Genomic DNA, 23684 nt, shown 5'->3' on the forward strand with positions numbered 1-23684 from the left:
CCCTCCTGCCCCCCGCAGCTCGCACGCTCGCTGCGGGCCCCTGCAGGAGGGCCGTTCCAGTCCCTCACCGGGGCGGGCCCCTGCACAGGGGCCGCACCCTTCCCCCCACGCCGCGCAGGCTCGGCGCGGGCCCCTGAGGGGTGGCCGTTCCACTGCGTCACCGGCGTCGTGCCGTGAGCTCGCTCCCGGCCGCCTCGCCGGCGGTGCGACCCCGCAGGGTCGTCACCGACCGGCGGGGCGGCCGCTCCTCGGCCCCGTACGACACGTTCAACCTCGGCGACCACGTCGGTGACGACCCCGCCGACGTGGCCGCCAACCGCGCCCGCCTCGCCGCCGAGCTCGGCGTGCCCGGGGAGCACCTGGTGTGGATGCAGCAGGTCCACGGCACCGGCGTGGCGGTGGTCGACGGGCCCGTCACGGGTGCCCTGCCGGCGACCGACGCGGTCGTGACCCGCACGCCCGGCCTGGTGCTCTGCGTGCTGGTCGCCGACTGCGTCCCGGTGCTCCTGGCCGACGCGGCCGCCGGCGTGGTCGCCGCGGTGCACGCCGGCCGGGAGGGCGTCCGGACGGGCGTCGTCCCCGCGGCGCTCGCGGCGATGCGCCGGCTGGGCAGTCGCCCCGCCGACGTCACCGCCCTGCTCGGCCCCGCCGTGTGCGGCGCCTGCTACGAGGTGCCCCGCGCGATGCAGGCGGAGGTGGCGCGGGTCGCCCCCGCCGCCGCCGTGCGCACCCGCCGTGGGACGCCCGCCCTCGACCTGCGCGCCGGGGTGGCCGAGCTGCTGGGGGCCGCCGGCGTCGGCCAGGTGGTGCACGACCCCCGCTGCACCGTCGAGGACCGGCGGCTGTTCTCCCACCGTAGCGACGACGTGACCGGACGCCAGGCCGGGGTCGTCTGGCTCGGCTGAGGGAGTATCGCGGCGTGACCTCACCCGCCGACCGCCTCGCCGCGGTCCGGGCGCGGGTCGACGCCGCGGCGCGGGCCGCCGGGCGCGACCCCGCCGCGGTGTCGCTCGTGGCGATCAGCAAGACCTGGCCGGCCGCCGCCGTGCGGGAGCTGGCCGGCCTGGGGCTGGCCGACTTCGGCGAGAACCGCGCCCAGGAGCTCACGGCCAAGGCGGCCGAGCTGGACGACCTCGACCTGCGCTGGCACTTCGTCGGCCAGCTCCAGCGCAACAAGGCCGCCGCCGTCGCCCGGCTGGGCGCGGTCGTCCACTCGGTCGACCGCGCCTCCCTGGCCCGCACGCTGGGTCGCGCGGGTGCCGACGCCGGCCGGCCGGTCGAGGTCCTCGTCCAGGTCGACCTCGGCGGTCCGGAGGGCGAGCTGGCCGCCCGGGGCGGCGCGGCACCCGCGGACGTGCCCACCCTCGCCGACGTCGTCGCCGCCGACCCCGGCCTGCGGCTGCTCGGTCTCATGGCGGTCGCCCCGCGCGACGCCGACCCCGCACCGGCGTTCGCCCGGCTGGCCGCCCTCGCCGAGCGGGTCCGCGCCGACCACCCCGGGGCCACGGAGGTGTCGGCGGGCATGAGCGCCGACCTCGAGGCGGCGGTCGCGGCGGGCAGCACCCTCGTGCGTGTCGGAACCGCCCTCTTCGGGGAGCGCCCCCTACCCTCGCCGGAAGACGAGTCACACCAGTCACACGGGTCCCAGGGGTCCGGGTGACCGACGCGCTGCACCCGGAGGGGAAGGGCTGATGGCCGGAGCCATGCGGAAGATGGGCATCTACCTCGGTCTGGTCGAGGACGACGACGCCCGCGCCTACGGCCGGTACGACGCCCGCCAGGCCGAGTACGCCGACCGGCACGACCGGCTGGACGAGCGGGGTGCCGACGAGCGCCGCTACACCCGCTACGCCGACGACGACGGCTACGACCCCTACAAGGGCGCCTCCTACAAGGGTGACCGGTACGAGGACCCGTACAAGGACGACCACTACGGGGACCCCGGCTACGGCGACCACGACTTCGAGGCCGAGGCCGACCCCGCGCCGGTCCCGGACCCCGAGCCCGCCCCGCTCCCGCGCCGTCCGGCCCCCGCCCGCCGGCTGGACCTCGCCCCCTCCGCCGACCGTCCCGAGCGCCCCCTCCGCGCCGCGGGGCTGACCCCCGCCGGTGCCACCGCGGCCGGCGCGGCGTCCTCGCCCGGCGCGGGCGCCGGTGGCGGTGCCGCGGGTCTGGCCGTGCGCGAACCGGTGGTCGCCCCCGTGGCCGCCGCGCCGGAGCCGGCGCCCGCCCCGGCCCCCGCTCCCGCCCCGAAGCCCTACCGGATCACCACGCTGCACCCACGGACGTACAACGAGGCGCGCCAGATCGGGGAGAGCTTCCGCGACGGCATGCCGGTGATCATGAACCTCACCGAGATGGACGACGCCGACGCGAAGCGGCTCGTGGACTTCGCTGCGGGCCTCTCGTTCGGCCTGCGCGGTAGTATCGAGCGCGTCACGAACAAGGTGTTCCTCCTCAGTCCGAGGGACGTCGACGTGACGGCCGAGGACAAGGCGCGGATCCGCGAGGGCGGCTTCTTCAACCAGTCCTGAGGCCGGACGACTGGCCGGCACGCGAGGTGCCCTGACCGAACGAGGACCGTGGCTCTCTTCTGGCAGATCGTGTCGTCGGTCCTGCTCGTCTTCCTCGTGCTGCTGTTCGCGCGGTTCGTCGTTGACTGGGTGATGGTCCTGGCCCGCAGCTGGCGTCCATCGGGGCTCGTCGCCGCCGGCCTGGAGGTCGTCTACGCCACCACGGACCCGCCCCTCAAGGCCATCCGCAAGGTGATCCCCCCCTTGAACCTGGGGTCGATCCGGCTGGACCTCGCGTTTATGGTGCTCCTGATCGCCGTGTACATCCTGCGGAGCATCACGACCCAGCTGGCCCTCACCGCGTGACCACCTCACGCGGCCGATCCGGCCGGACCGGTCCTCGGCCCGGGGCTCCCACCCCGCCGCGGACCTCCCTGTGCCCGCTGTCCGACCCGAGGTGAGCCCGATGCCACTCACGCCTGCCGACGTGCACAACGTCGTCTTCAAGAAGCCGCCGATCGGTAAGCGGGGCTACGACGAGGACGAGGTCGACGCCTTCCTCGACGTCGTCGAGGCCGAGCTGGCCCGGCTCATCGAGGAGAACAACGAGCTGCGGTCCGGGTCGGCCACCGGCCGCACCCGGCCGGCCGAGGCCGAGCCGACGCCCGCCCCGGCCCCGGCGCCGCCGCCCCCGCCGGCTCCCCGCGAGGACGACAGCGCCCGCGCCTCGCGGATGCTGGCGCTGGCCACCGAGACCGCCGACAAGTACGTCAACGAGGCCAAGGCCCAGGCCGACCAGATGGTCTCCACGGCCCAGACCAACAGCGAGCGCATGGTCGCCGACGCCCGCGCCAAGAGCGAGCAGCTGGTCTCCGAGGCCAAGATGCGCGCCGACTCGATGGTCGGCGACGCGCGCACCCGCGCCGACACGATGGAGCGGGAGTCCCGCGCCAAGGCCGCCGCCCTCGAGCAGGACGCCGAGCGCCGGCACGGCGAGGTGATGGGCTCGCTGGAGGAGAAGCGCAGCAGCCTGGAGCGCAAGATCGAGGAGCTGCGCACGTTCGAGCGCGAGTACCGCACCCGGTTGCGGTCCTACCTCGAGTCCCACCTGCGGGACCTCGACAGCCGCGGGTCGGCCGAGCCGGCGTCCAACAGCCGCCAGGCCACGCACGCCGGCGCCTGACGCACCGAACGCGCGAGGGCCCCCGGACCGGACGGTCCGGGGGCCCTCTCGCGTGCTGGTGCCGCTCCCGGCGCGCGCCGGGGGAGGGCGGCCCCGTCCGGAGGCTCGCCGCGAGCCTGCGAGCGCGGCCCCCTGCAGGGTCCCGCCCCGAGCGTGCGAGGGGTGGGGGGCAGGGGGTCCTTACCCCTTGACGCTGCCGGCGAGCAGCCCGCGGACGAAGTAGCGCTGCAGGGCGAGGAAGACCACCAGCGGCAGCACGATCGACACGAAGGCGCCCGCGGAGAGCAGGTACCAGTCCGACCCGCGGGTGCCGGCGAGTTCCGCGACGCGGACGGTCAGCGGGACGACGTCCGGCGCCCCGCCGGCGAAGGTCAGCGCCACGAGCAGGTCGTTCCACACCCACAGGAACTGGAACACGCCGAACGCGGCGATGGCCGGCGTGAGCAGCGGCAGCAGCACCTGGAAGAAGATCTTCACGTGCCCGGCGCCGTCCATGCGCGCCGCCTCGACGAGGGAGGCGGGGATCTCCTTCATGAAGTTGTGCAGCAGGAAGATCGCCAGCGGCAGCGCGAAGATCGAGTGCGACAGCCAGATCGTCCAGAAGGACCCGGCCAGGCCCGTGTCGACGTAGAGGGTCAGCAGCGGGATGAGCGTGACCTGGATCGGAACGACCTGCAGCGCGAACACGGCGACGAAGAGGATGTTGCGGCCGGGGAACCTGATCCACGCGAACGCGTAGGCGGCCAGGAGCGCCAGGGTGATCGGGATGACCACCGCGGGCAGGGTGATGACCAGCGAGTTGATGAACAGCGTCGCGAAGTCGTTGCCCCCGCCGAACAGCACCTCCTGGTAGTTCCGCAGGGTGAACAGCGGGTCGGTGACCACCGTCCACCAGCCGGAGCGGCGGATGTCCAGCTCGGTGCGGAAGGACGTGATGAACAGGCCCAGGGTCGGCACCGTCCACAGGACGGCGATGATGATCGCGATCGCCGACGCCGCCGGCGAGCTGAGCTTGGTCTTGGCGGTCACCGCCCGGCGCTCGGCCCGGGAGAGCTTGCGCTCCTGAGGGGGGACCGGGGCGGCGACGGGGGTCGTCGTGGTCATCGGATCTCCTCGGCCAGGCGCAGCTGGCGGACGTTGTAGGCGATGATCGGGATGACCAGCACGAAGAGCAGCACCGCGAGTGCCGCGCCGAGGCCGAAGTTGAACTGCCGGAAGGCCTGCACGTAGAACTCGTTGGCCACCACGCTGGTCCCGAACTGGCCACCGGTCATGGTCCGGACGACGTCGAAGACCTTGAGCGTCACGATGGCGACCGTCGTGAGGACGACGACCAGCGCGGGGCGGATGCTCGGCACGGTGACGTAGCGGAACATCTGCAGCCCGCTCACACCGTCGAGCCGGGCGGCCTCGACGATGTCGTCGGGGATGGCCTTGATCGCGGCGGAGAGCACCGTCATCGCGAAGCCGGCCTGGATCCAGACCATGACGACGATCAGGTAGAAGGTGTTGGACGGCGCGCCGAGCAGGAACTGCCGGGGTTCCAGGCCGACCAGGACCAGCAGCTGGTTGAGCAGGCCGATCTGGTTCACGCCGGGCTGGTCGGGCCGGAACTCGTAGACGAACTTCCAGATGACCGAGGCGCCGACCATCGAGATGGCCATCGGCAGGAACACGAGGGCCTTGGCGAGCGACTCGAAGCGGGTGCGGTCGACCAGGTAGGCGTAGACCAGGCCGAGGCCGGTCGTCACCAGCGGGACCAGCACCACCCACAGGACGGTGTTGCGCAGCACGGTCTGGAAGTTGTCCTCGGTGAAGACCGTGGCGTAGTTGTCGAGCCCGACGAAGGCCGACCCGTCCCGGTCGTAGAACGACCCGCGGATCGTGGCCAGGGCCGGGTACACCAGGCCGACCAGGAGCAGCAGCAGCGTCGGGCCGAGGAAGCCGGCCGCCACGACCCACGTGGGGACCCTCCTGGGCCGGTCGACCGCGAAGAGGATCGCGCCCATCACCGCCGCGAACAGCAGGACGGCGAAGGCCATCAGGGCGAACTTGTGCCCGGTGGAGTTCGCGTCGAGGAACCACTGCACCGCTGGAGACCTCTTCTCGGGGAACGGGACGCCGGGGGGACCGTGGCAGCGCCGCGGTCCCCCCGGCTCCGGAGGGTGGCCGGGACCGCACCGGCCGGTGGCCGGTGCGGTCCCGCCCGGTCAGGACGTCGGCCAGGCGTTCTCGACGTCGGTGAGGACCGACTCGGTGGCCTCGTCGTTGGCGATCCAGTTGGTCAGCTCGGTCCACAGCGCGCCGGCGCCGATCTCACCGGGCATGAGGTCCGACCCGTCGAACCGGAAGACCGCCTCGGGGTCCTGGAACAGCTCGGCGGAGAGCTGGTCGATCGGCGAGACGAGGTTGTCGACCTCCAGGCCGGTGTTCGCGCTGACCCAGCCCGGGCCGGAGACCTGGGCCTTGATGTTGGCCCACTCCGGGGAGGAGAGGTAGGTCTGGAACGCCTGGGTGGCCGGGTCGTCGTTGAACGCCGCGGTGAACTCGCCACCGCCGAGCACCGGCGGGGTGCCGGCGTCGCCGATGGGCGGCAGCGGGAAGGCGAAGACGTCGCCGTCCTCGGCGACCTCGGTGCCCTCCGGCCAGTTGGCCTGGTAGAAGGACGCCTGCCGGTGCATGAAGCAGCTGCCGTCCAGGATGGGCAGGCCGGCGTCACCGAACTCGGTCGACGCGATGGACTGCACCTCGCCGAGGCCGCCGTTGACGTACTCGGGGTTCTTGAGGATCTCGCCGACGGTGTTCAGCGCCTCGACGATCTGCGGGTCGTTGAACGGGATCTCGTGGTTGACCCACTGGTCGTAGACCTCGGGGCCGGCGGTCCGCAGGACGACGTCCTCGAGCCAGTCGGTGGCCGGCCAGCCGGTGGCGTCACCGGAGCCGATGCCGGCGCACCACGGCGTGGCGCCGCCGGCTGCGATCTCGTCGGAGAGGGCGATCATCTCGTCCCAGGTCTGCGGGATCTCGTAGCCGGCCTCCTCGAAGGCCGCCGGCGAGTACCAGACGAAGGACTTGGCGTTCGCGCCCAGCGGCGCGGCGTAGAACTCGCCGTCGACGGAGCCGTAGCCCTTCCAGCTCTCGTCCCAGTACTCGTCGACGTTGGCCTCGACCTGCGCCGGGGCCGGGACGACGTCGCCGGAGCGGACCAGGTTGGCCAGCAGGCCCGGCTGCGGGATGTAGGCGATGTCGGGCGCGTTGCCGCTCTGCGTGCGGACGACGAGCTGCGCCTCGAACTCGCGGGACCCCTCGTACTGCACGTCGACGCCCGTGCACTCCTCGAACGGCACGTACGAGTCGATGTGCGGCTGGTCCTCCGGGTCGACGATGGAGGTGTAGACGCTGACCGTCTCGCCCTCCAGGTCGCCGAACTCCTCGTAGGGCGCGCAGTCGATCTCCAGCTCGGAGGCGTCGGCGGTGCCGCCGCCCGTGGTGGCACCGCCGCCGCTGTCGGCGGTGTCGGCGCAGCCGGCCAGTGCCAGCACGACGCCCAGGCCACCGGCCAGGGCAGCCGTGCGCCGGCCTCTCGCGCGCATGGTCATTCGTCCTCCCGTGTCGTGGTGCATGCGCACCAGGTGCGCAGAGGGCGGCCACGCGGGGTCCGCGGTGACCGCCAGGGTGGCCGGACGATAACCGTGCGCGACGGCTGTGCGGGTGACCTGCGATGGAACCGTTATGAAGCACGCCCGTCACACGGCCGTGCACCACCCGGTCGGGGGAGACCGGGCGCGCCGCCGGCCGGGACCGGCCCCGGGCGGGCGGCGGGGATAGGGTCGCCGGGTGTTCCCGGCCGCCGTCGTCCTCGTCCTGGCCGGTCTCGGGCTGTTCGTCGCGGGGCTGGTGACCGGCACCGCCGTCCTCTTCTGGTCCGCCGCGGCCGCGGCCGCGCTCGCCGGCGTCCTGCTCGTGCTCGTCGGGCGCCGTGCCACCCGAGAGGCCACCCGGGAGGCCACCCGGGAGGCCACCCGGGAGGCCGACCGGGACGCCGCCCGCCGCGGCACCGAGCCGACGGCCGGGGGGCCGGACGCGCCGCGGCGGATGCGGCCGGCCGACCGCCCGCCGCCCCCGCCGCCCGAGCGCACCGGAGGGGCGTCCACGCCGGCCCGGCCGGCGGCGTCCGGGCCGGTGCCGCCGGAGGAGGACGCCGAGTTCACCGACCTGCTGGCGGTCATGGACAGCCGTGAGGAGGTCCGGGTGGTGCCCGGGGAGCCGCGCTACCACCTGGCGGGGTGCCCGCACGCGGAGGGGCGTCCCTCCGAGGGCCGGGCCCTGGCCGACGCCCGCGACGAGGGGCTCACCCCCTGCGCCGTGTGCCGGCCGGTCTCCTCGCTGGCGGCGCGGAGCCGCCGCGGGCCCGGCCGGGGCTGATCCGGCCGGACCGGCGGCTGACCCGGCCGGACCCGCCCGGGCTCAGCCGGTGGCCCGGGCCAGCCAGAACCGGGTGCCCCCGGGACCCGTGACCGGCTCACCGTCGCCCGGCGTCCCCGCGTGCACCCGGACGGCGAGGACCTCGGCCGCGACCTGCTCGGCGTGCTCGGACAGCGCCTCGGCGACGCGGGCGGCCGCGGGGGACCCGTCGGTGGCCCACCACAGCTCGATGCGGTCGCTGACGGCCAGCCCCGCCGCCTTCCGCGCCTCCTGCACCAGCCGGACCGCCTCGCGGACCAGCCCGGCCCGCTCCAGCTCGGGCGTCAGCTCCAGGTCCAGCGCCACCGTGAGCCCGGCGCCGCTGGCCACGGTCCAGCCCTCCCGCGGGGTCTCGGTGACCACCAGGTCGCCCTCGGCCAGGGGCACCGGCGCGCCGTCGACCTCGACGCTCGCCGTGCCCGCCCGGTAGGCGGCCACCAGCTCGGCCGGGTCGGCCGCCGCCACCGCCCGGGCGACGGCCTGCACCTGCCCGCCGAGCCGCCGGCCCACCGCCCGGAAGTCGACCTTCACCCGGACGTCGACCAGCTCGGCCTCGACCGCGGAGAGGTCCAGCACCTCGGCCACGTTGAGCTCGTCGGCCACCTCGGCCACGAGGTCGCGCGGCAGCCCGGCCCAGCCCGGTGCCGCGACCAGCGCGCGGGCCAGGGGCTGCCGGGTGCGCACCTTCGCCGAGGTCCGGGCCGAGCGGCCCAGCTCGACCAGCCGCCGCACCAGGTCGACCTGCTCGACCAGGCGCGGGTCGCGAGCGCCCTCGTCGACGGCCGGCCAGGACGCCAGGTGCACCGAGTCGGGCACCTCCCCGACCCCGGCCGCGGTCAGGCCCGGCACGACCGCGCGGGCCCAGACCTCCTCGGTCACGAACGGGGTGAAGGGCGCCATCATGCGGGTCAGCCCGTCGAGCACCTCGTGCAGCGTGGCCAGCGCCGCCGGGTCGCCGTCCCAGAACCGCCGCCGGGAGCGGCGCACGTACCAGTTGGACAGGTCGTCGACGAACCCGGCCAGCAGCCGGCCGGCCCCGGCGGTGTCGAAGTCCTCGAGCGCCGCGGTGACGCCCTCGGTGACCGCGGCCAGCTCGGCCAGCGCCCAGCGGTCCAGCAGCGGCCGGTCGGCCCGGGCCGGCACGTCCGCCCCCGGCCCGCCCCACCGGTTGGTCTCGGCGTAGAGGGTGAAGAAGCTGGCGGTGTTCCAGTAGGTGAGCAGGACCTTGCGGACCACCTCGGAGAGCGTCTCGTGCCCCACCCGGCGCGCCGACCAGGGCGACCCGCCGGCCAGCATGAACCAGCGGACGGCGTCGGCGCCGTGCCGGTCCATCAGCGGGATCGGCTCGAGGATGTTGCCCAGGTGCTTGCTCATCTTCCGGCCGTCCTCGGCCAGGATGTGGCCCAGGCAGAGCACGTTCTCGTACGAGCTGCGCCCGAACACCAGGGTGCCGACCGCCATCAGCGAGTAGAACCACCCCCGGGTCTGGTCGATCGCCTCGCAGATGAACTGCGCCGGGTAGGCCGCCTCGAACTCCGCCTGGTCGCGGTAGGGCGCCCCCCACTGGGCGAACGGCATCGAGCCCGAGTCGTACCAGGCGTCGATGACCTGCGGCACCCGCCGGTAGGTGCCCTCCTCGCCGGGCAGGGTGAAGGTGACCTCGTCGATGAACGGGCGGTGCGGGTCGATCGAGGAGACGTCCCGCCCGGCCAGCTCCGAGAGCTCGGCCAGGGAGCCCACCGCGACGACCTTCGACGGGTCGGCGTCGTTGCGCCAGATCGGCAGGGGCGTGCCCCAGTAGCGGTCGCGGGACAGCGCCCAGTCGACGTTGTTGCGCAGCCAGTCGCCGTAGCGGCCCCACTGGATGGTCTGCGGGTACCACGTCGTGCGCTCGTTCTCGGCCAGCAGCTGGTCCTTCACCGCCGAGGTGCGGATGTACCAGGAGGGCAGCGCGTAGTACATCAGCGGCGTGTGGCAGCGCCAGCAGTGCGGGTAGCTGTGCTCGTAGCGCTGCTCGCGCCACAGCAGGCCCCGGGCCTGCAGGTCCTCCACCAGCGCGGGGTCGGCGGCCTTGAAGAAGTGCCTGCCGACCAGCGGGATCTCGGGCAGGAAGTGGCCGGTCGCGTCGACCGGGTTGACCACCGGCAGGCCGTAGGCCCGGCAGACGGCGAGGTCGTCGGCGCCGAACGCGGGGGACTGGTGGACCAGCCCCGTCCCGTCGTCGGTGGTCACGTAGTCGGCCAGGACGACGAAGTGGGTGTCCTGCCCCTCGGGGAACTCGACCAGCTCGAACGGCCGCCGGTAGTGCACCCGCTCCCAGTCCCGGCCGGTGGTGCGGGCCAGCACCTCACGCGGTGCCTCCGCGTCGAGGACGGCGTCGACGAGGGGCTCGGCGACGACGACCGTGCGCTGCTCGTCGCCGTGCGTCGTCCGGACCACCAGGTAGGTGACGTCGGGGTTGGCCGCGACCGCGGTGTTCGAGGGCAGCGTCCACGGCGTCGTCGTCCAGACGAGCAGGTCGGCCTTCCCGGCCCACTCCCCGCTGGTGACCGGCAGCCGGACGTACACCGACGGGTCGGTGATCGACTCGTAGCCCTGGGCGACCTCGTGGTCGGACAGCCCGGTGCCGCAGCGGGGGCAGTACGGCGCGACCCGGTGGTCCTCGACCAGCAGGCCCTTGTCGAAGACCTGCTTGAGCGACCACCAGACGCTCTGGACGTAGGAGGGGTCCATCGTCCAGTAGGCGGTGGTCAGGTCGACCCAGTAGCCCATGCGCCGGGTCAGGTCGGAGAAGTCGGCCACGTGCCGCTCCACCGACACGCGGCAGCGGGCGTTGAACTCCGCGATGCCGTAGCGCTCGATGTCGGGCTTGCCGGCGAAGCCCAGCTCCTGCTCGACGGCGATCTCGACCGGCAGGCCGTGGCAGTCCCAGCCGGCGCGGCGGGGCACGTGCCAGCCCTGCATGGTCTTGAACCGGGGGAACACGTCCTTGAACGCGCGCGCCTCGATGTGGTGGGTCCCCGGACGGCCGTTGGCGGTCGGCGGGCCCTCGTAGAAGTTCCACTGCGGCCGGCCGGCCGAGGCCTCGAGCGAGCGGGCGAAGACCTTGTCGGCCTCCCACCGCCGCAGGATCTCCTGCTCGAGGGCGGGCAGGTCGACCTGGGGGGGCAGGGCGCGGAAGCGCCCCGGGGGCGTTGCGCTGGAGGGGCCGGGAGAACTCACGCCCCGAATCCTCCCACCCGGCCGGCACCCGCCGGCGGGCGCGCCCGGCCCCGGGGCGGCCGCCCGGGCCGGGCCGGGCGGTACGGGAGACTGTGCAGGTGGACGGGCGGCACAGGTGAACACGACGGTCACCATCGCGCTCGCCGTCGGTGCCCTCGTCGTCCTCGTGGCCGCCGTCGCGCTGCGGCTGGCCGACCGCGTGGGGCTGCCCGGCCTGCTGCTCTACCTGGCCCTCGGCCTGCTGCTCGGCGAGAGCGGGCTGGGCATCGAGTTCGACGACGTCGACCTCACCCAGACGCTGGGCGTGGCCGCGCTCGTGGTCATCCTCGCCGAGGGCGGCCTCACCACCCGGTGGGGCGACCTGCGGCGGGCGGTGGGGCCGGGGCTGACCCTCGCGACCGTCGGCGTCGCGGTCAGCGTCGCGGTGACGGCGGCCATCTCGGTCTGGCTGCTCGACCTGTCGTGGGGGTTCGCCGTCCTGCTGGCCGCCGTGGTCAGCTCCACCGACGCCGCCGCCGTGTTCGCCACCCTGCGCCGGCTGCCGCTGCCGCGCCGGCTGGCCGCGTCCCTGGAGGCCGAGAGCGGTCTCAACGACGCTCCGGTGATCCTGCTGGTCACGGTGCTCTCGGTCCAGCTGACCACCGGCGCGGCCGACTCGTGGTGGTGGGTGGCCGTCGACGTCGTGGTCCAGCTGGTCGGCGGTGCGGCGGTGGGCCTGGCACTGGGCGTGGCGGGTGCCTGGCTGCTGCGGCGGGTGGCGCTGCCCGTGGCCGGCTTCTACCCGCTGGCCACCCTCGCGCTGTGCGTGCTGGCGTTCGCGGCGGCCACGCTGGCCGCCACCTCCGGCATCGTCGCGGTCTACCTGTGCGGCCTGGTGCTGGGCAACGCCACCCTGCCGCACCGCGCCGCCAGCCTCGGGTTCGCCGAGGGCATGGCCTCGCTGGCCCAGATCGGGCTGTTCGTGATGCTGGGCCTGCTGGCCTCGCCGTCCCGGCTGGGGGAGGCGGTGCTGCCGGCGCTGCTCGTGGGCGGGGCGCTGCTGCTGGTGGCGCGGCCGCTGTCGGTGCTGCTCAGCGTGGTCTGGTTCCGCATGCCCCTGCGGCAGCAGGCGTTCCTGTCCTGGGCGGGGCTGCGCGGGGCGGTGCCCATCGTGCTGGCGACCTTCCCGGTCGCCGCCGGCGTGGACGGCGGGCTGCGCATCTTCGACACGGTGTTCGTGCTGGTCGTGGTCTTCACCCTGCTCCAGGGCTGGTCGCTGCCGTGGGTCGCCCGGCTGCTGCGCATCACCGCGCCGGTCACGCCGCGCGACATCGAGGTGGAGGCCGCCCCCCTGGAGGAGCTCGACGCGGAGCTCATGCAGCTGACGGTGCCGCCGGGTTCCCGGCTGCACGGCGTGTACCTGCCCGAGCTGCGGCTGCCCGAGGACGCCGCGGTGGTGCTCGTCGTCCGGGACGGGCGGGCCTTCGTCCCGGGCCCCACCACGCGGCTCGTGCGCGGGGACCAGGCGCTGCTGGTCTCGGCGCGGCAGTCCCGGCCGGAGGCCGAGCGCCGGCTGCGCGCGGTGAGCCGGGCCGGCCGGCTGGCGACGTGGCGCGGTGAGACCGGGCGGCCCAGCGACGCGGACTGATGGGGCTGACCGAGCCCGTCCGGGTGGGCCGGTCACCCGTCCGTGCCCGGCCGGTAACGGATCGGCCCCCAATGGGTCACCGGACCGTGGCGGGGGCCGGTCGTGCGTGTCACAGTCGTGCCCGACCTGTGCCGGGACGAGGAAGGACCCCATGGCCGCCATCACGTACGACCACGCGACGCTGACCTACCCGGGTGCCACCCGGCCCTCGGTCAACGCGCTGGACCTGGAGATCGCCGACGGCGAGTTCCTGGTCCTCGTCGGCCCATCCGGATGCGGCAAGTCGACGTCCCTGCGCATGCTCGCCGGCCTCGAGGACGTCACCGAGGGCACGATCCGCATCGGGGACCGCGACGTCACGCACCTGCCCCCGAAGGAGCGGGACATCGCGATGGTGTTCCAGAACTACGCGCTGTACCCGCACATGACCGTGGCCGACAACATGGGCTTCGCGCTCAAGATCGCCGGCATGAAGAAGGACGAGATCGGCACCCGCGTGCGCGAGGCGGCCAAGATCCTCGACCTCGAGCCCTACCTCGACCGCAAGCCCAAGGCGCTCTCGGGCGGGCAGCGGCAGCGGGTGGCGATGGGCCGGGCGATCGTGCGCTCCCCGCAGGCCTTCCTGATGGACGAGCCGCTGTCCAACCTCGACGCCAAGCTGCGCGTGCAGACCCGCACCGAGATCGCCGCGCTGCAGCGCCGCCTCGGCGTCACCACCGTCTACGTCACCCACGACCAGGTCGAGGCCATGACGATGGGCGACCGGGTGGCCGTCCTCAAGGACGGCTTCCTCCAGCAGGTCGACACCCCGCGCAACCTCTACGACAAGCCGGCCAACGCCTTCGTCGCCGGCTTCATCGGCTCCCCGGCGATGAACCTCGTCGACGTGGAGCTGACCGAGGGCGGGGCACGGCTGGGCGGCCACACCGTCCCCCTGCAGCGCTCGGCGGTCGCCGCGCTGGCCGACGCGGGCGGGCGCACCGCGACGCTGGGCTTCCGCCCCGAGTCGGTGGAGCTGGTGCGCGCCGGCGAGGGCTTCCCCGTCGAGGTGGTGGTCGTCGAGGAGCTCGGCTCCGACGCCTACGCCTACGGCCGGCTGACCACCGCGACCGGGCAGACCGTCGACCCGCTGCTCACCCTGCGCGTCGACCCCCGCAAGCCCCCGGCCAAGGGGGAGACCGTGCACGTGGCGATCCGGGCCGGCGAGGGCCACGTCTTCTCCAGCGAGAGCGGCCGGCGGGTCACGGCGGACGAGCGCTGACCGGCCGGGTGCCGCACCCCCGGGGTGCGGCACCCGGCCGGGTCAGCCGTTGAGCTCCAGGGTCTGCGTCGTCTCGGCGCGGACCTCGGCCAGCAGGCGCGGGTCGTCGGAGAGCCGGCGCCCGTAGGAGGGGATGGCCTCCTGCAGCGCCGGGCGCCAGCCCTCGACCCGGTCGGGGAAGCAGCGCTCGAGGACGGCGAGCATCGCCGACACCGCGGTGGAGGCGCCGGGCGAGGCCCCGAGCAGGCCGGCGACGGTGCCCTCGGCCCCGACGACCAGCTCGGTGCCGAACTGCAGGACGCCGCGGCCGGTGGCCGGGTCGCGCTTGATGACCTGCACCCGCTGCCCGGCGGTGATCAGCTCCCAGTCGCGGGCCCGGGCCTCGGGCACGAAGTCGCTCAGCGTCGCGTGCCGGGCCTCGGCGCCCTTGAGCAGCTCGCCGATCAGGTACCGCGTCAGCCCCAGCTCGGTGCGCGCCACGCCCAGCATCGAGCCCAGGTTGCCGGGCTTGACCGACAGCGGGAGGTCCCACAGCTTCCCGGCCTTGAGGAAGCGCGGGGAGAAGCCGGCGTAGGGGCCGAAGAGCAGCGAGTGGTCGCCGTCGATGAGCCGCAGGTCCAGGTGCGGCACCGACATCGGCGGCGCCCCGACGGCGGCCTGCCCGTAGACCTTCGCCTGGTGGGCCGAGACCAGCTCGGGGGAGCGGGTCCGCAGGAACCGGCCGCTCACCGGGAAGCCGCCGAAGCCGCGGATCTCGCGGATCCCCGAGCCCTGCAGCAGCGGGAGCGCGCCCCCGCCGGCGCCCACGAAGACGAAGCGGGCGCGCAGCCGGCGCCGCTCCCCGGCGCGGTCGGTCACGCTGACGTCCCACCGGCCGTCGTCCCGGCGGGCCAGACCGGTCACCCGCTGGCCGGTGTGCACCTGCACCCCCCGCGCCTCGGCGGCGGCGAACTGCAGCCGGGACAGCGAGCCGAAGTCCACGTCGGTCCCGGCCGCCGACCGGGTCGCCGCCACCGTCTGGGAGGGGTCGCGGCCGGCCATCATCAGCGGCACCCAGGAGGCCAGCTCGGCCGGGTCGTCGGTGTACTCCATGCCCTCGAAGAGCGGCCGCGCGGTCATCGCCGACCAGCGCGCGCGCATGTAGCGGCGCCCGACGTCCCCGGTCACGAAGCTGACGTGCGGGACGGGGGCGATGAAGTCCTTGGGCGAGCCGGTCAGGCCGGCGCGCACCAGGTGGGACCAGAACTGCCGCGAGACCTGGAACTGCTCGTTGATCGTGACGGCCTTGGAGACGTCGACCGAGCCGTCCCGGGCGGCCGGGGTGTAGTTGAGCTCGCAGAGGGCGGCGTGGCCGGTGCCGGCGTTGTTCCAGGGGCCGCTGCTCTCGCCGGCCACCGAGGGCCCGGACTCGAAGACCACGGTGCTCCACCCGGGGGCGACGATGCCGAGGAGCGAGGCGAGGGTCGCGCTCATGATCCCGCCTCCGACGAGGACTACGTCGGGGTCGGTCGAGGACGCGGGTTCGGGTGACACGTACGGCCTTCCGTGACGGCGGGGTGAACGGTTCCCCTCCAACGTCGGCCACAGCCGGCCTGGACATGTCACCGGGAGTGGTGAGATTCGTCGCACTCCGCCGTGAGAGCCGTCACGGCCGGGCCGAACCCCCCCCGTCGCGGGGCCGACCGCCGCACCGCGCGGCTATCGTCGGCGGCGAGGCCGCGTGCACCCGCCGCGCCCCACGACCCGAGGAGCCCCGCTGGACGAGCCGCGCGAGGACCGCAGCGCCCCGGCCGGCGGGACGCCGCCCGCCCGCCGCGCCCGCACCCGGCTGCTGGCCGCGATCGCCGTGCTCGTCCTCCTCGCCGACCTGGCCAGCAAGCTGCTGGTGGTCGCCACCATCGACCGGGGCGAGAACATCCGGCTGCTCGGCGGGGCGCTCTACCTGACGCATGCCCGCAACACCGGCGCGGCCTTCTCCTTCGCCGAGGGCTTCACCGTGGTGTTCACGCTGATCGCCGCCGTGGTGGTGGTCGTCATCGTGCGCACCGCGCGGCGCCTGTTCTCCACCGGCTGGGCGGTGGCGCTCGGCCTGGTCCTGGGCGGGGCGGTGGGCAACCTCGTCGACCGGGTCTTCCGCGACCCCGGTTTCCTGCGCGGTGGCGTCGTCGACTTCCTGTCCGTCTTCGCCCCCGACGGCCGGGTCTACCCGATCTTCAACATCGCCGACTCCGCCATCGTCTGCGGCGGGGTGCTCGGCGTCCTGCTCGCGCTGCGCGGCGTGGAGTTCGACGGCTCCCGGCACGCCCGTGGCCGCGAGGTGGGCGACGGCGGCCCGGCGCGCCCGTAGGGCCGGGCCCCGTCCGGGGGCCGCCGCCCGCCCGGCCCGTCCCGGGGGCTCGCCGCGAGCGGGCGAGCCGTGAGGAGGACGGGGTCCCTCTCCGGTGACGAGGGCGGGGTCCTCCCTCTGTCACGATGGGGGGCGTGAGCAGCACCGCGGGTCAGCACCGGGCGCTCCCGGTCCCCGACGGGCTGGAGGGGCAGCGCGTCGACCAGGCGCTGTCGCGGCTGTTCGGCCTCTCCCGCGGCGCGGCCGCCGACCTCGCCGACGCCGGCGGGGTGCTCCTCGACGGCCGGGTGCGCGGCAAGGGCGACCGGGTCACCGGCGGCAGCTGGCTGGAGGTCGAGCTGCCCCCGCCGCCGGGCGAGCCGCGGGCACCCGAGCCGGTCCCCGGGCTCACCGTCGTCCACGACGACGACGACATGGTGGTGGTCGACAAGCCGGTCGGCGTCGCCGCCCACCCCAGCCCCGGCTGGGAGGGCCCGACCGTGGTCGGCGGCCTGGCCGCGGCCGGCTACCGCATCTCCACCTCCGGGGCCGCCGAGCGGCAGGGGGTGGTGCACCGGCTGGACGCCGCCACCACCGGGCTCATGGTGGTGGCCAAGAGCGAGCGGGCCTACACCGCGCTCAAGGCGGCGTTCAAGCAGCGGACCGTCGAGAAGCGGTACGCCGCGCTGGTGCAGGGCCACCCCGACCCCTCGCGGGGCACCATCGACGCCCCGATCGACCGGCACCCCCGTCACGACTGGCGCTTCGCCGTCGTCCAGGGCGGCAAGCCCTCGGTGACCCACTACGAGGTGGTCGAGGCGTTCCCGGCCGCCAGCCTGGTCGACGTCCGGCTCGAGACCGGCCGCACCCACCAGATCCGCGTCCACTTCGCCGCGCTGCGCCACCCCTGCGTGGGCGACACGACCTACGGGGCGGACCCGACGCTGGCCGCCCGGCTGGGGGTGTCGCGGCAGTGGCTGCACGCCGTCCGCCTCGGCCTGCCGCACCCGGCCGACGGTTCCTGGGTCGAGTTCACCAGCCCGTACCCACCCGACCTGGCCGGCGCGCTCGACACCCTGCGCGCCGAGGCCTGAGGTCGCCGGTGGACGGCCTCCCCGGCTCCCTCGCCGACCTCGGGCCGGCGGCCCTGTCGGCGGTGGTCGTGGCCGGCTACCTGGTGCTGGGCGAGCCGGTGGTCGGTGCGGTCCTGCACCGCCGCTTCGAGGGCAGGCTGCGCACCGACCCCGGCGCCCGCCGCTCCTTCTACCGCCGGCTGCTGGTGCTCGAGTGGGGGCTCGCCCTGGTGGCCCTGGTCGTCTGGCTGGCGGCCCCGGGGGTGGACGCCGCGGCGGTGGGCCTGTGCTGGCCGGTGTCGGCGCCCGGTCCGGCCGCGGCCGTGGCCGGCGCGGCCGTGCTGCTGCTGGTGGTCGTGTCGACCCGGGCCCTGCGCTCGGGGGCGGTGGCCGACGCGGTCGCGCAGCAGCCGGGTCACCCCCCGACCACCCGGGGCCGGCACGCCGAGCCGCCGGTGCACGCCACGCTGGCCCTGCTGCCCCGCACGCGCGCCGAGCGGCGGCTGTTCACCCTCGTCGGCACCACGGCCGGGATCTGCGAGGAGTGGCTCTACCGCGGCTTCCTGCTCGCCGTCGTCGCCGCCGTCCTCGGCGGCCCGCCCGCCGCCGTGCTGGTGGTCGTCGGCGCGGTCGCCTTCGGCCTGGCGCACGCCTACCAGGGCGTCGCCGGGGTGGTGACCACCGGCGTCCTCGGCGGGGTGTTCGCCTGGCTCTACGTCGACACCGGCTCGCTGCTGCTGCCGGTCCTCCTGCACGTCCTGGTCGACCTGCGGTTCCTGCTCGTCCCGGCCCGCGCCCTGCCGGCGGTGCCCCGGTGAGGCCGGCCGGCGCGGTGGCGACGCGGGCCGACCTGCCCGAGGTCGCAGCGCTGCGGACCCGCGTGTTCGTCGAGGAGCAGGGCGTCCCCGCCGAGGTGGAGCGCGACGCGCTCGACGCCACGGCGGTGCACGCGCTGGCCCGCGACGAGCGGGGCCGGGTCGTGGCGACCGGGCGGCTGGTCGAGCGCGGCGGCGTGGCCGTCGTGGGGCGGATGGCCGTGGACGCGGCCGCCCGCGGCCGCGGGTACGGCGCCGCCGTCCTCGCCGTGCTGCACCGGCAGGCCCTCGCCCGCGGCCTGGCGGAGGTCGAGCTGCACGCCCAGGTGAGCGCCCGCGGCTTCTACGAGCGGGCCGGCTACACCGCCGTCGGGGACGAGTACGAGGAGGCCGGTATCGCGCACGTCACGATGCGCCGGACCCTCCCGTGAGCGGGGCGTGACGGAGCGGTCCGGACACGGGCGACACGGACTGTCGGTCCCCCGGGGTAGACCTCGCAGGGTGCGAGGATCGACCCCACCGAGCCGAGGTCGACCCGGCGGCCGGTGCGACGGCTCCGGCGGCCCCGACCGCCCGGCCCGGCGCGCCGAGCTCCACCCCGCCGCCGGTCTTCCCCGCCGGTCGCCCGCCGCGGATCCCGGCGGCCGGGCACGCACGACCCGTGAGGAGCCCCTGAGCACGTGAGCACCCCGTCACCCGACTCGTTCGTGCACCTGCACGTCCACACCGAGTACTCGATGCTCGACGGTGCGGCGAAGCTGCCCGAGGTCACCGCGGCCGCTGCCGAGTACGGGATGCCGGCGCTGGCCATGACCGACCACGGCAACGTCTTCGGCGCCTACGACTTCTACAAGCAGGCCAAGGGTGCCGGGGTCGAGCCGATCATCGGCATGGAGGGCTACTACACCCCCGGGTCGCGCTTCGACCGGGCGCCGTTCGACTTCGGCGACAACCTCATCGACGAGGACGGCGAGGGCGGCTCCTCGCGCGGCAAGGCCGCCTACACGCACATGACCCTGCTGGCCCGCACCACCGAGGGCATGCACAACCTGTTCCGCATCTCCTCGCTGGCCAGCCTGGAGGGGCAGTACCGCAAGCCGCGCTTCGACCGCGACCTGCTCGAGCGCTACGGCACGGGTCTCATCGCCACCACCGGCTGCCCCTCGGGCGAGGTGAACATGTGGCTGCGGGCGGGCAAGGAGGACAAGGCCCGCCAGGCCGCCGCGGACTTCCAGGACATCTTCGGCAAGGAGAACTTCTTCGCCGAGCTGATGGACCACGGGCTGGCCATCGAGCAGAAGACGCGCCCGCAGCTGCTGGCGATCGCGAAGGACCTCGGCATCCCGCTGCTGGCGACCAACGACCTGCACTACACGCGCAAGGAGGACGCCGAGGCGCACGACGCGCTGCTGTGCATCCAGACCGGGTCGCGGCTGGGCGAGACCAACCGCTTCCGGTTCAACGGGAACGGCTACTACCTCAAGAGCGCCGAGGAGATGCGCGCGCTGTTCCCGGGGGACCTGCGCGCCGCCTGCGACAACACCCTGCTGGTCGCCGAGATGTGCGAGGTGTCCTTCACCGAGGGCGCCGACCTCATGCCCCGGTTCCCGCTGCCGCCGGGGGAGGACGAGACCTCCTGGTTCGTCAAGGAGGTCGAGCGGGGGCTGCACAAGCGCTACCCGAACGGCATCCCCGACCACGTGCGCAAGCAGGCCGACTACGAGGTCGGGATCATCACCCAGATGGGCTTCCCGGGGTACTTCCTCGTGGTCGCCGACTTCATCAACTGGGCCAAGGACAACGGCATCCGGGTCGGCCCCGGCCGTGGCTCGGCCGCGGGCTCCCTGGCCGCCTACGCCATGGGCATCACCGACCTGGACCCGCTGGCGCACGGGCTGATCTTCGAGCGGTTCCTCAATCCCGAGCGCGTCTCGATGCCCGACGTCGACATCGACTTCGACGACCGCCGGCGCGGCGAGGTCATCCAGTACGTGTCGCAGAAGTACGGCGAGGAGCGGGTCAGCCAGATCGTCACGTACGGCACGATCAAGGCCAAGGCCGCGATCAAGGACGCCGCCCGCGTGCTCGACCGGCCGTTCTCGGTCGGCGACGAGCTCACCAAGCTCATGCCGCCGGCGGTCATGGGCAAGGACATCCCGCTGTCGGGGATCTTCGACCCGGCGCACCCGCGCTACAGGGAGGCCGCGGAGTTCCGGGCCCGCTACGAGTCCGACCCGGGCGCGGCCGAGGTCGTCGACCAGGCCCGCAAGCTCGAGGGGCTGAAGCGGCAGTGGGGCGTGCACGCGGCCGGGGTGATCATCGGCCGCTACCCGCTGATCGACAGCATCCCGATCATGCGGCGCGAGGCCGACGGCGCGGTCATCACGCAGTTCGACTACCCGACCTGCGAGACGCTCGGCCTGCTGAAGATGGACTTCCTGGGCCTGCGCAACCTCACGGTCATCGACGACGCGCTGCGCAACATCGTGGCCAACGGCAAGGAGCCGATCGACCTCGACGAGATCAGCAAGGACCTCACCGACCCGGCCACCTACGCGCTGCTCTCCCGGGGCGACACCCTGGGGGTCTTCCAGTTCGACGGCGGCCCGATGCGGTCGCTGCTGCGGCTCATGCGGCCGGACAACTTCGAGGACATCTCCGCGGTCGGCGCGCTGTACCGGCCCGGCCCGATGGGCGCGAACTCGCACACGAACTACGCGCTGCGCAAGAACGGCCAGCAGGAGATCACGCCGATCCACCCGGAGCTGGCCGAGCCGCTGGAGGACATCCTCGGCACGACCTACGGCCTGATCGTCTACCAGGAGCAGGTCATGGCGATCGCGCAGAAGGTCGCCGGGTACTCCCTCGGCAAGGCCGACCTGCTGCGCCGGGCGATGGGCAAGAAGAAGAAGTCGGTCCTGGACGCCGAGTTCGTCGGCTTCGAGGCCGGCATGAAGGAGCGCGGCTACTCCGCCGCGGCGATCAAGACGCTGTGGGACATCCTGGTCCCGTTCGCCGACTACGCGTTCAACAAGGCGCACTCGGCGGCCTACGGCCTGGTGTCCTACTGGACGGCCTACCTCAAGGCCAACTACCCGGCCGAGTACATGGCCGGCCTGCTCACCAGCGTCGGCGACGACAAGGACCGCCGGCCCATCTACCTGGCCGAGTGCCGGCGCATGGGCATCAAGGTGCTCCCGCCGGACGTCAACGAGTCCTCCTGGGACTTCACCGCCGTCGGCACCGACATCCGCTTCGGCCTGGCGTCGGTGCGCAACGTCGGGCACAACGTCGTCGACTCGATCCGCCGGGCCCGCGAGGAGAAGGGCGCCTTCAAGGACTTCGCGGACTTCCTGCGCAAGATCGACACGGTGGCCTGCAACAAGAAGGTCATCGAGTCCCTGGCCAAGGCCGGGGCGTTCGACTCCCTCGGCCACTCCCGCCAGGGCATCGTCGCCGTCCACGCGCAGGCGGTCGACTCGGCGATGGCGCTCAAGCGGAAGGAGGCCGAGGGCCAGTTCGACCTGTTCGGCAGCTTCGGCGCCGACGGCGACGGTGCGGGGGACCCGTTCGGCGGCGCGCTGGACATCGCCATCCCCACGGCCGACTGGTCGAAGTCCGAGCGCCTGGTGTTCGAGCGGGACATGCTGGGCCTCTACGTCTCCGACCACCCGCTGCACGGGGTCGAGCACGTGCTCGCGGCCAACGCCGACACCCCCATCGCGGAGATCAACGCCGGTGGGGTCGAGGACGGCGCGAACGTCACCATCGCCGGCATCCTGACCTCGGTGCAGCCGCGGACCAACAAGCAGGGTGCGCCCTGGGCGATCGCCACCCTCGAGGACCTCGAGTCCGGCATCGAGGTCCTCTTCTTCCCCAAGACCTGGGCCGAGGTGTCGGAGAAGGTGGTCCGCGACCAGATCGTCGTGGTCAAGGGCCGGATCAGCCGCCGCGACGACCAGCCCTCGCTGTTCGGGTCCGAGGTCACCATCCCCGAGCTCACCGAGGGGCCGCGCGGCCCGGTGCTGGTGTCGATGGCCGCGGCCCGCTGCACGCCCCCGGTGGTCGAGCGGCTGCGCGAGGTGCTCGGCAGCCACCCGGGGACGACCGAGGTGCAGCTCAAGCTCGTCAACGGGAGCCGGGAGACGGTGCTCCGCCTCGACCAGGGCCTCCGGGTCCGTCCGAGCACCGCCCTCATGGGCGACATCAAGGCCCTGCTGGGGCCTACCAGCGTGGCCCTGCTGTGAGCCGCCCTGCTGTGGGCCGCCCTGCCCGGGGTGCGGCCGTGAGGCCCGGGGCGGCCGCCTCCCCGGGCCGAGCCAGGCCCCGCCGGTGGGTCGCGGAGGAGGGGCGGCCCGGCGCGTCCCGGGCCCGCCGGGGTTCACTGGTCCGGTGACCCCTCCTCCCGTCCCGGTCGGCGACGGCCGGCCCGGGCGCGTGCCCCGGCGTGCCCGCGGGCACGGCGGCCGGCGCTGGCCGGGCACCGCGGAGCTGCGGGCCGACCGGCGCCCCGCCCTGCTGCTGGCCACCGCGCTGACCCTGGCGGGGGTGCCGGCCGGCGTCCTCTGGGTGGTGCTGACCCCGCAGGCCCGCTTCGACGTGACCGCCGACGGCCCGGTGGTCGTCGGCCGGCCCTCCGCCGAGCTGCTGGTGGCCGCCGACGCCGTGTTCACCCTCCTGCTGGCGGGCCTCGGGCTGCTGTCCGGCGCGGGCGCGTGGTGGTGGCGGTCCCGCCGCGGCGTGGGCACGCTGCTCGGTCTGTCGGTCGGCACGCTGCTCGCCGCGCTGGTCGCCTGGCAGCTGGGGGAGCTGCTGGCGCCCGGCCCCACGCCGGAGCAGGTCGCCGAGGTCGGCGGGCGGTTCACGACCGGCCTCGACCTGGCCTCGCTGCCGGCACTGGCGGTGGGGCCCTTCGCCGCCGTCCTGGCCTACGTGGTCGCCGCGCTCCTCTCCCCGGCCGAGGACCTCGACCGGCCCGACCCGGTCCGGCCCGCTCCCTCGGCCGGCGGCCCGCCACCCGGTGGGGTCGACCCGGTCCCGGGCAGGAGCTCCGCAGCGCCCAGCCACGAGCCGGCCGGCGGGTAGGAGGACGGCGGCCCCGCTGCAGGGTCCCGCGCCGAGCGTGCGGGGGGGGGGGGGGGGGGGGGGGCGGCGGCCCTCCTGCAGGGTCCCGCCCCGCCCGCCCGCCCGCCCCGCGGGC

The 23684-nt window shown here is 74.5% G+C and carries 19 protein-coding genes; 14 read left to right on the forward strand and 5 right to left on the reverse strand.

Annotated features, from left to right (window positions below; genetic code table 11):
- Positions 1–173: 173 nt before the first annotated feature.
- The 5 genes from pgeF to D0Z06_RS04995 all read left to right on the forward strand — a co-directional run bounded on the left by pgeF (position 174) and on the right by D0Z06_RS04995 (position 3696).
- Positions 174–905 (forward strand): peptidoglycan editing factor PgeF, encoded by a 732-nt coding sequence (pgeF, locus tag D0Z06_RS04975; protein WP_117376268.1) that lies wholly within the window; start codon positions 174–176, stop codon positions 903–905.
- Positions 906–919: 14 nt separating this feature from the next.
- Positions 920–1660 carry a YggS family pyridoxal phosphate-dependent enzyme gene (locus tag D0Z06_RS04980; protein ID WP_117376269.1) on the forward strand — a complete coding sequence of 247 codons (741 nt, stop codon included), beginning with the start codon at positions 920–922 and terminating at the stop codon, positions 1658–1660.
- A 31-nt stretch (positions 1661–1691) separates the two neighbouring features.
- Complete coding sequence (locus D0Z06_RS26885) at positions 1692–2534, forward strand: cell division protein SepF (protein WP_117376270.1); 843 nt, start codon at positions 1692–1694, stop codon at positions 2532–2534.
- 48 nt (positions 2535–2582) lie between these two features.
- Entirely contained in the window at positions 2583–2879 is a 297-nt protein-coding gene (locus D0Z06_RS04990) for a YggT family protein (RefSeq protein WP_117376271.1), read from the forward strand.
- A gap of 100 nt (positions 2880–2979) precedes the next feature.
- Positions 2980–3696: a DivIVA domain-containing protein gene (locus tag D0Z06_RS04995; protein WP_117376272.1), complete on the forward strand. Its 717-nt coding sequence runs from the start codon at positions 2980–2982 to the stop codon at positions 3694–3696.
- Between the two features lie 180 nt (positions 3697–3876).
- Here the strand turns inward: D0Z06_RS04995 and D0Z06_RS05000 are convergent, their stop codons facing one another.
- The 3 genes from D0Z06_RS05000 to D0Z06_RS05010 all read right to left on the reverse strand — a co-directional run bounded on the left by D0Z06_RS05000 (position 3877) and on the right by D0Z06_RS05010 (position 7289).
- Positions 3877–4800, reverse strand: coding sequence for a carbohydrate ABC transporter permease (locus D0Z06_RS05000; RefSeq protein WP_117376273.1), 924 nt, complete (start codon positions 4798–4800; stop codon positions 3877–3879).
- Entirely contained in the window at positions 4797–5786 is a 990-nt protein-coding gene (locus tag D0Z06_RS05005) for a carbohydrate ABC transporter permease (protein WP_199522132.1), read from the reverse strand. Before D0Z06_RS05005 ends, D0Z06_RS05000 begins: the two co-directional genes overlap by 4 nt.
- A gap of 120 nt (positions 5787–5906) precedes the next feature.
- Positions 5907–7289, reverse strand: coding sequence for an ABC transporter substrate-binding protein (locus D0Z06_RS05010; protein WP_117376403.1), 1383 nt, complete (start codon positions 7287–7289; stop codon positions 5907–5909).
- Between the two features lie 244 nt (positions 7290–7533).
- Here D0Z06_RS05010 and D0Z06_RS05015 point away from each other — a divergent pair, with 244 nt between their 5' ends.
- Positions 7534–8121: a hypothetical protein gene (locus D0Z06_RS05015; RefSeq protein ID WP_117376274.1), complete on the forward strand. Its 588-nt coding sequence runs from the start codon at positions 7534–7536 to the stop codon at positions 8119–8121.
- 42 nt (positions 8122–8163) lie between these two features.
- On the opposite strand, the gene ileS is transcribed toward D0Z06_RS05015, so the two are convergent.
- Positions 8164–11382, reverse strand: a complete 3219-nt coding sequence (ileS, locus tag D0Z06_RS05020) for an isoleucine--tRNA ligase (protein WP_233517454.1) — start codon at positions 11380–11382, stop codon at positions 8164–8166.
- Positions 11383–11497: 115 nt separating this feature from the next.
- Here ileS and D0Z06_RS05025 point away from each other — a divergent pair, with 115 nt between their 5' ends.
- Together D0Z06_RS05025 and D0Z06_RS05030 are read left to right on the forward strand one after the other, a co-directional pair.
- Positions 11498–13009, forward strand: a complete 1512-nt coding sequence (locus D0Z06_RS05025; protein ID WP_117376275.1) for a potassium/proton antiporter — start codon at positions 11498–11500, stop codon at positions 13007–13009.
- A 151-nt stretch (positions 13010–13160) separates the two neighbouring features.
- Entirely contained in the window at positions 13161–14270 is a 1110-nt protein-coding gene (locus D0Z06_RS05030; RefSeq protein ID WP_117376276.1) for an ABC transporter ATP-binding protein, read from the forward strand.
- 42 nt (positions 14271–14312) lie between these two features.
- On the opposite strand, the gene mqo is transcribed toward D0Z06_RS05030, so the two are convergent.
- Positions 14313–15803 (reverse strand): malate dehydrogenase (quinone), encoded by a 1491-nt coding sequence (gene mqo / locus D0Z06_RS05035; RefSeq protein WP_117376277.1) that lies wholly within the window; start codon positions 15801–15803, stop codon positions 14313–14315.
- A gap of 187 nt (positions 15804–15990) precedes the next feature.
- On the opposite strand from mqo, the gene lspA reads away from it, so the two are divergent.
- From lspA to D0Z06_RS05065, 6 genes are all read left to right on the forward strand, one after another.
- Complete coding sequence (lspA, locus tag D0Z06_RS05040) at positions 15991–16617, forward strand: signal peptidase II (protein WP_117376278.1); 627 nt, start codon at positions 15991–15993, stop codon at positions 16615–16617.
- 125 nt (positions 16618–16742) lie between these two features.
- The gene (locus tag D0Z06_RS05045) at positions 16743–17690 is read left to right on the forward strand and encodes an RluA family pseudouridine synthase (protein WP_117376279.1); all 948 of its coding nucleotides are present in this window, start codon (positions 16743–16745) and stop codon (positions 17688–17690) included.
- 8 nt (positions 17691–17698) lie between these two features.
- A complete protein-coding gene (locus D0Z06_RS05050; protein WP_117376280.1) occupies positions 17699–18487 on the forward strand; it encodes a CPBP family intramembrane glutamic endopeptidase in 789 nt (262 codons plus the stop codon).
- Positions 18484–18915: a GNAT family N-acetyltransferase gene (locus D0Z06_RS05055; RefSeq protein WP_117376281.1), complete on the forward strand. Its 432-nt coding sequence runs from the start codon at positions 18484–18486 to the stop codon at positions 18913–18915. Before D0Z06_RS05050 ends, D0Z06_RS05055 begins: the two co-directional genes overlap by 4 nt.
- A gap of 249 nt (positions 18916–19164) precedes the next feature.
- Entirely contained in the window at positions 19165–22731 is a 3567-nt protein-coding gene (dnaE, locus tag D0Z06_RS05060; protein ID WP_199522134.1) for a DNA polymerase III subunit alpha, read from the forward strand.
- A 145-nt stretch (positions 22732–22876) separates the two neighbouring features.
- Positions 22877–23569 (forward strand): DUF2567 domain-containing protein, encoded by a 693-nt coding sequence (locus tag D0Z06_RS05065; protein ID WP_158579885.1) that lies wholly within the window; start codon positions 22877–22879, stop codon positions 23567–23569.
- Positions 23570–23684 lie beyond the last annotated feature (115 nt).

This window comes from Geodermatophilus marinus, from assembly GCF_003428645.1.
Lineage (GTDB): Bacteria > Actinomycetota > Actinomycetes > Mycobacteriales > Geodermatophilaceae > Geodermatophilus.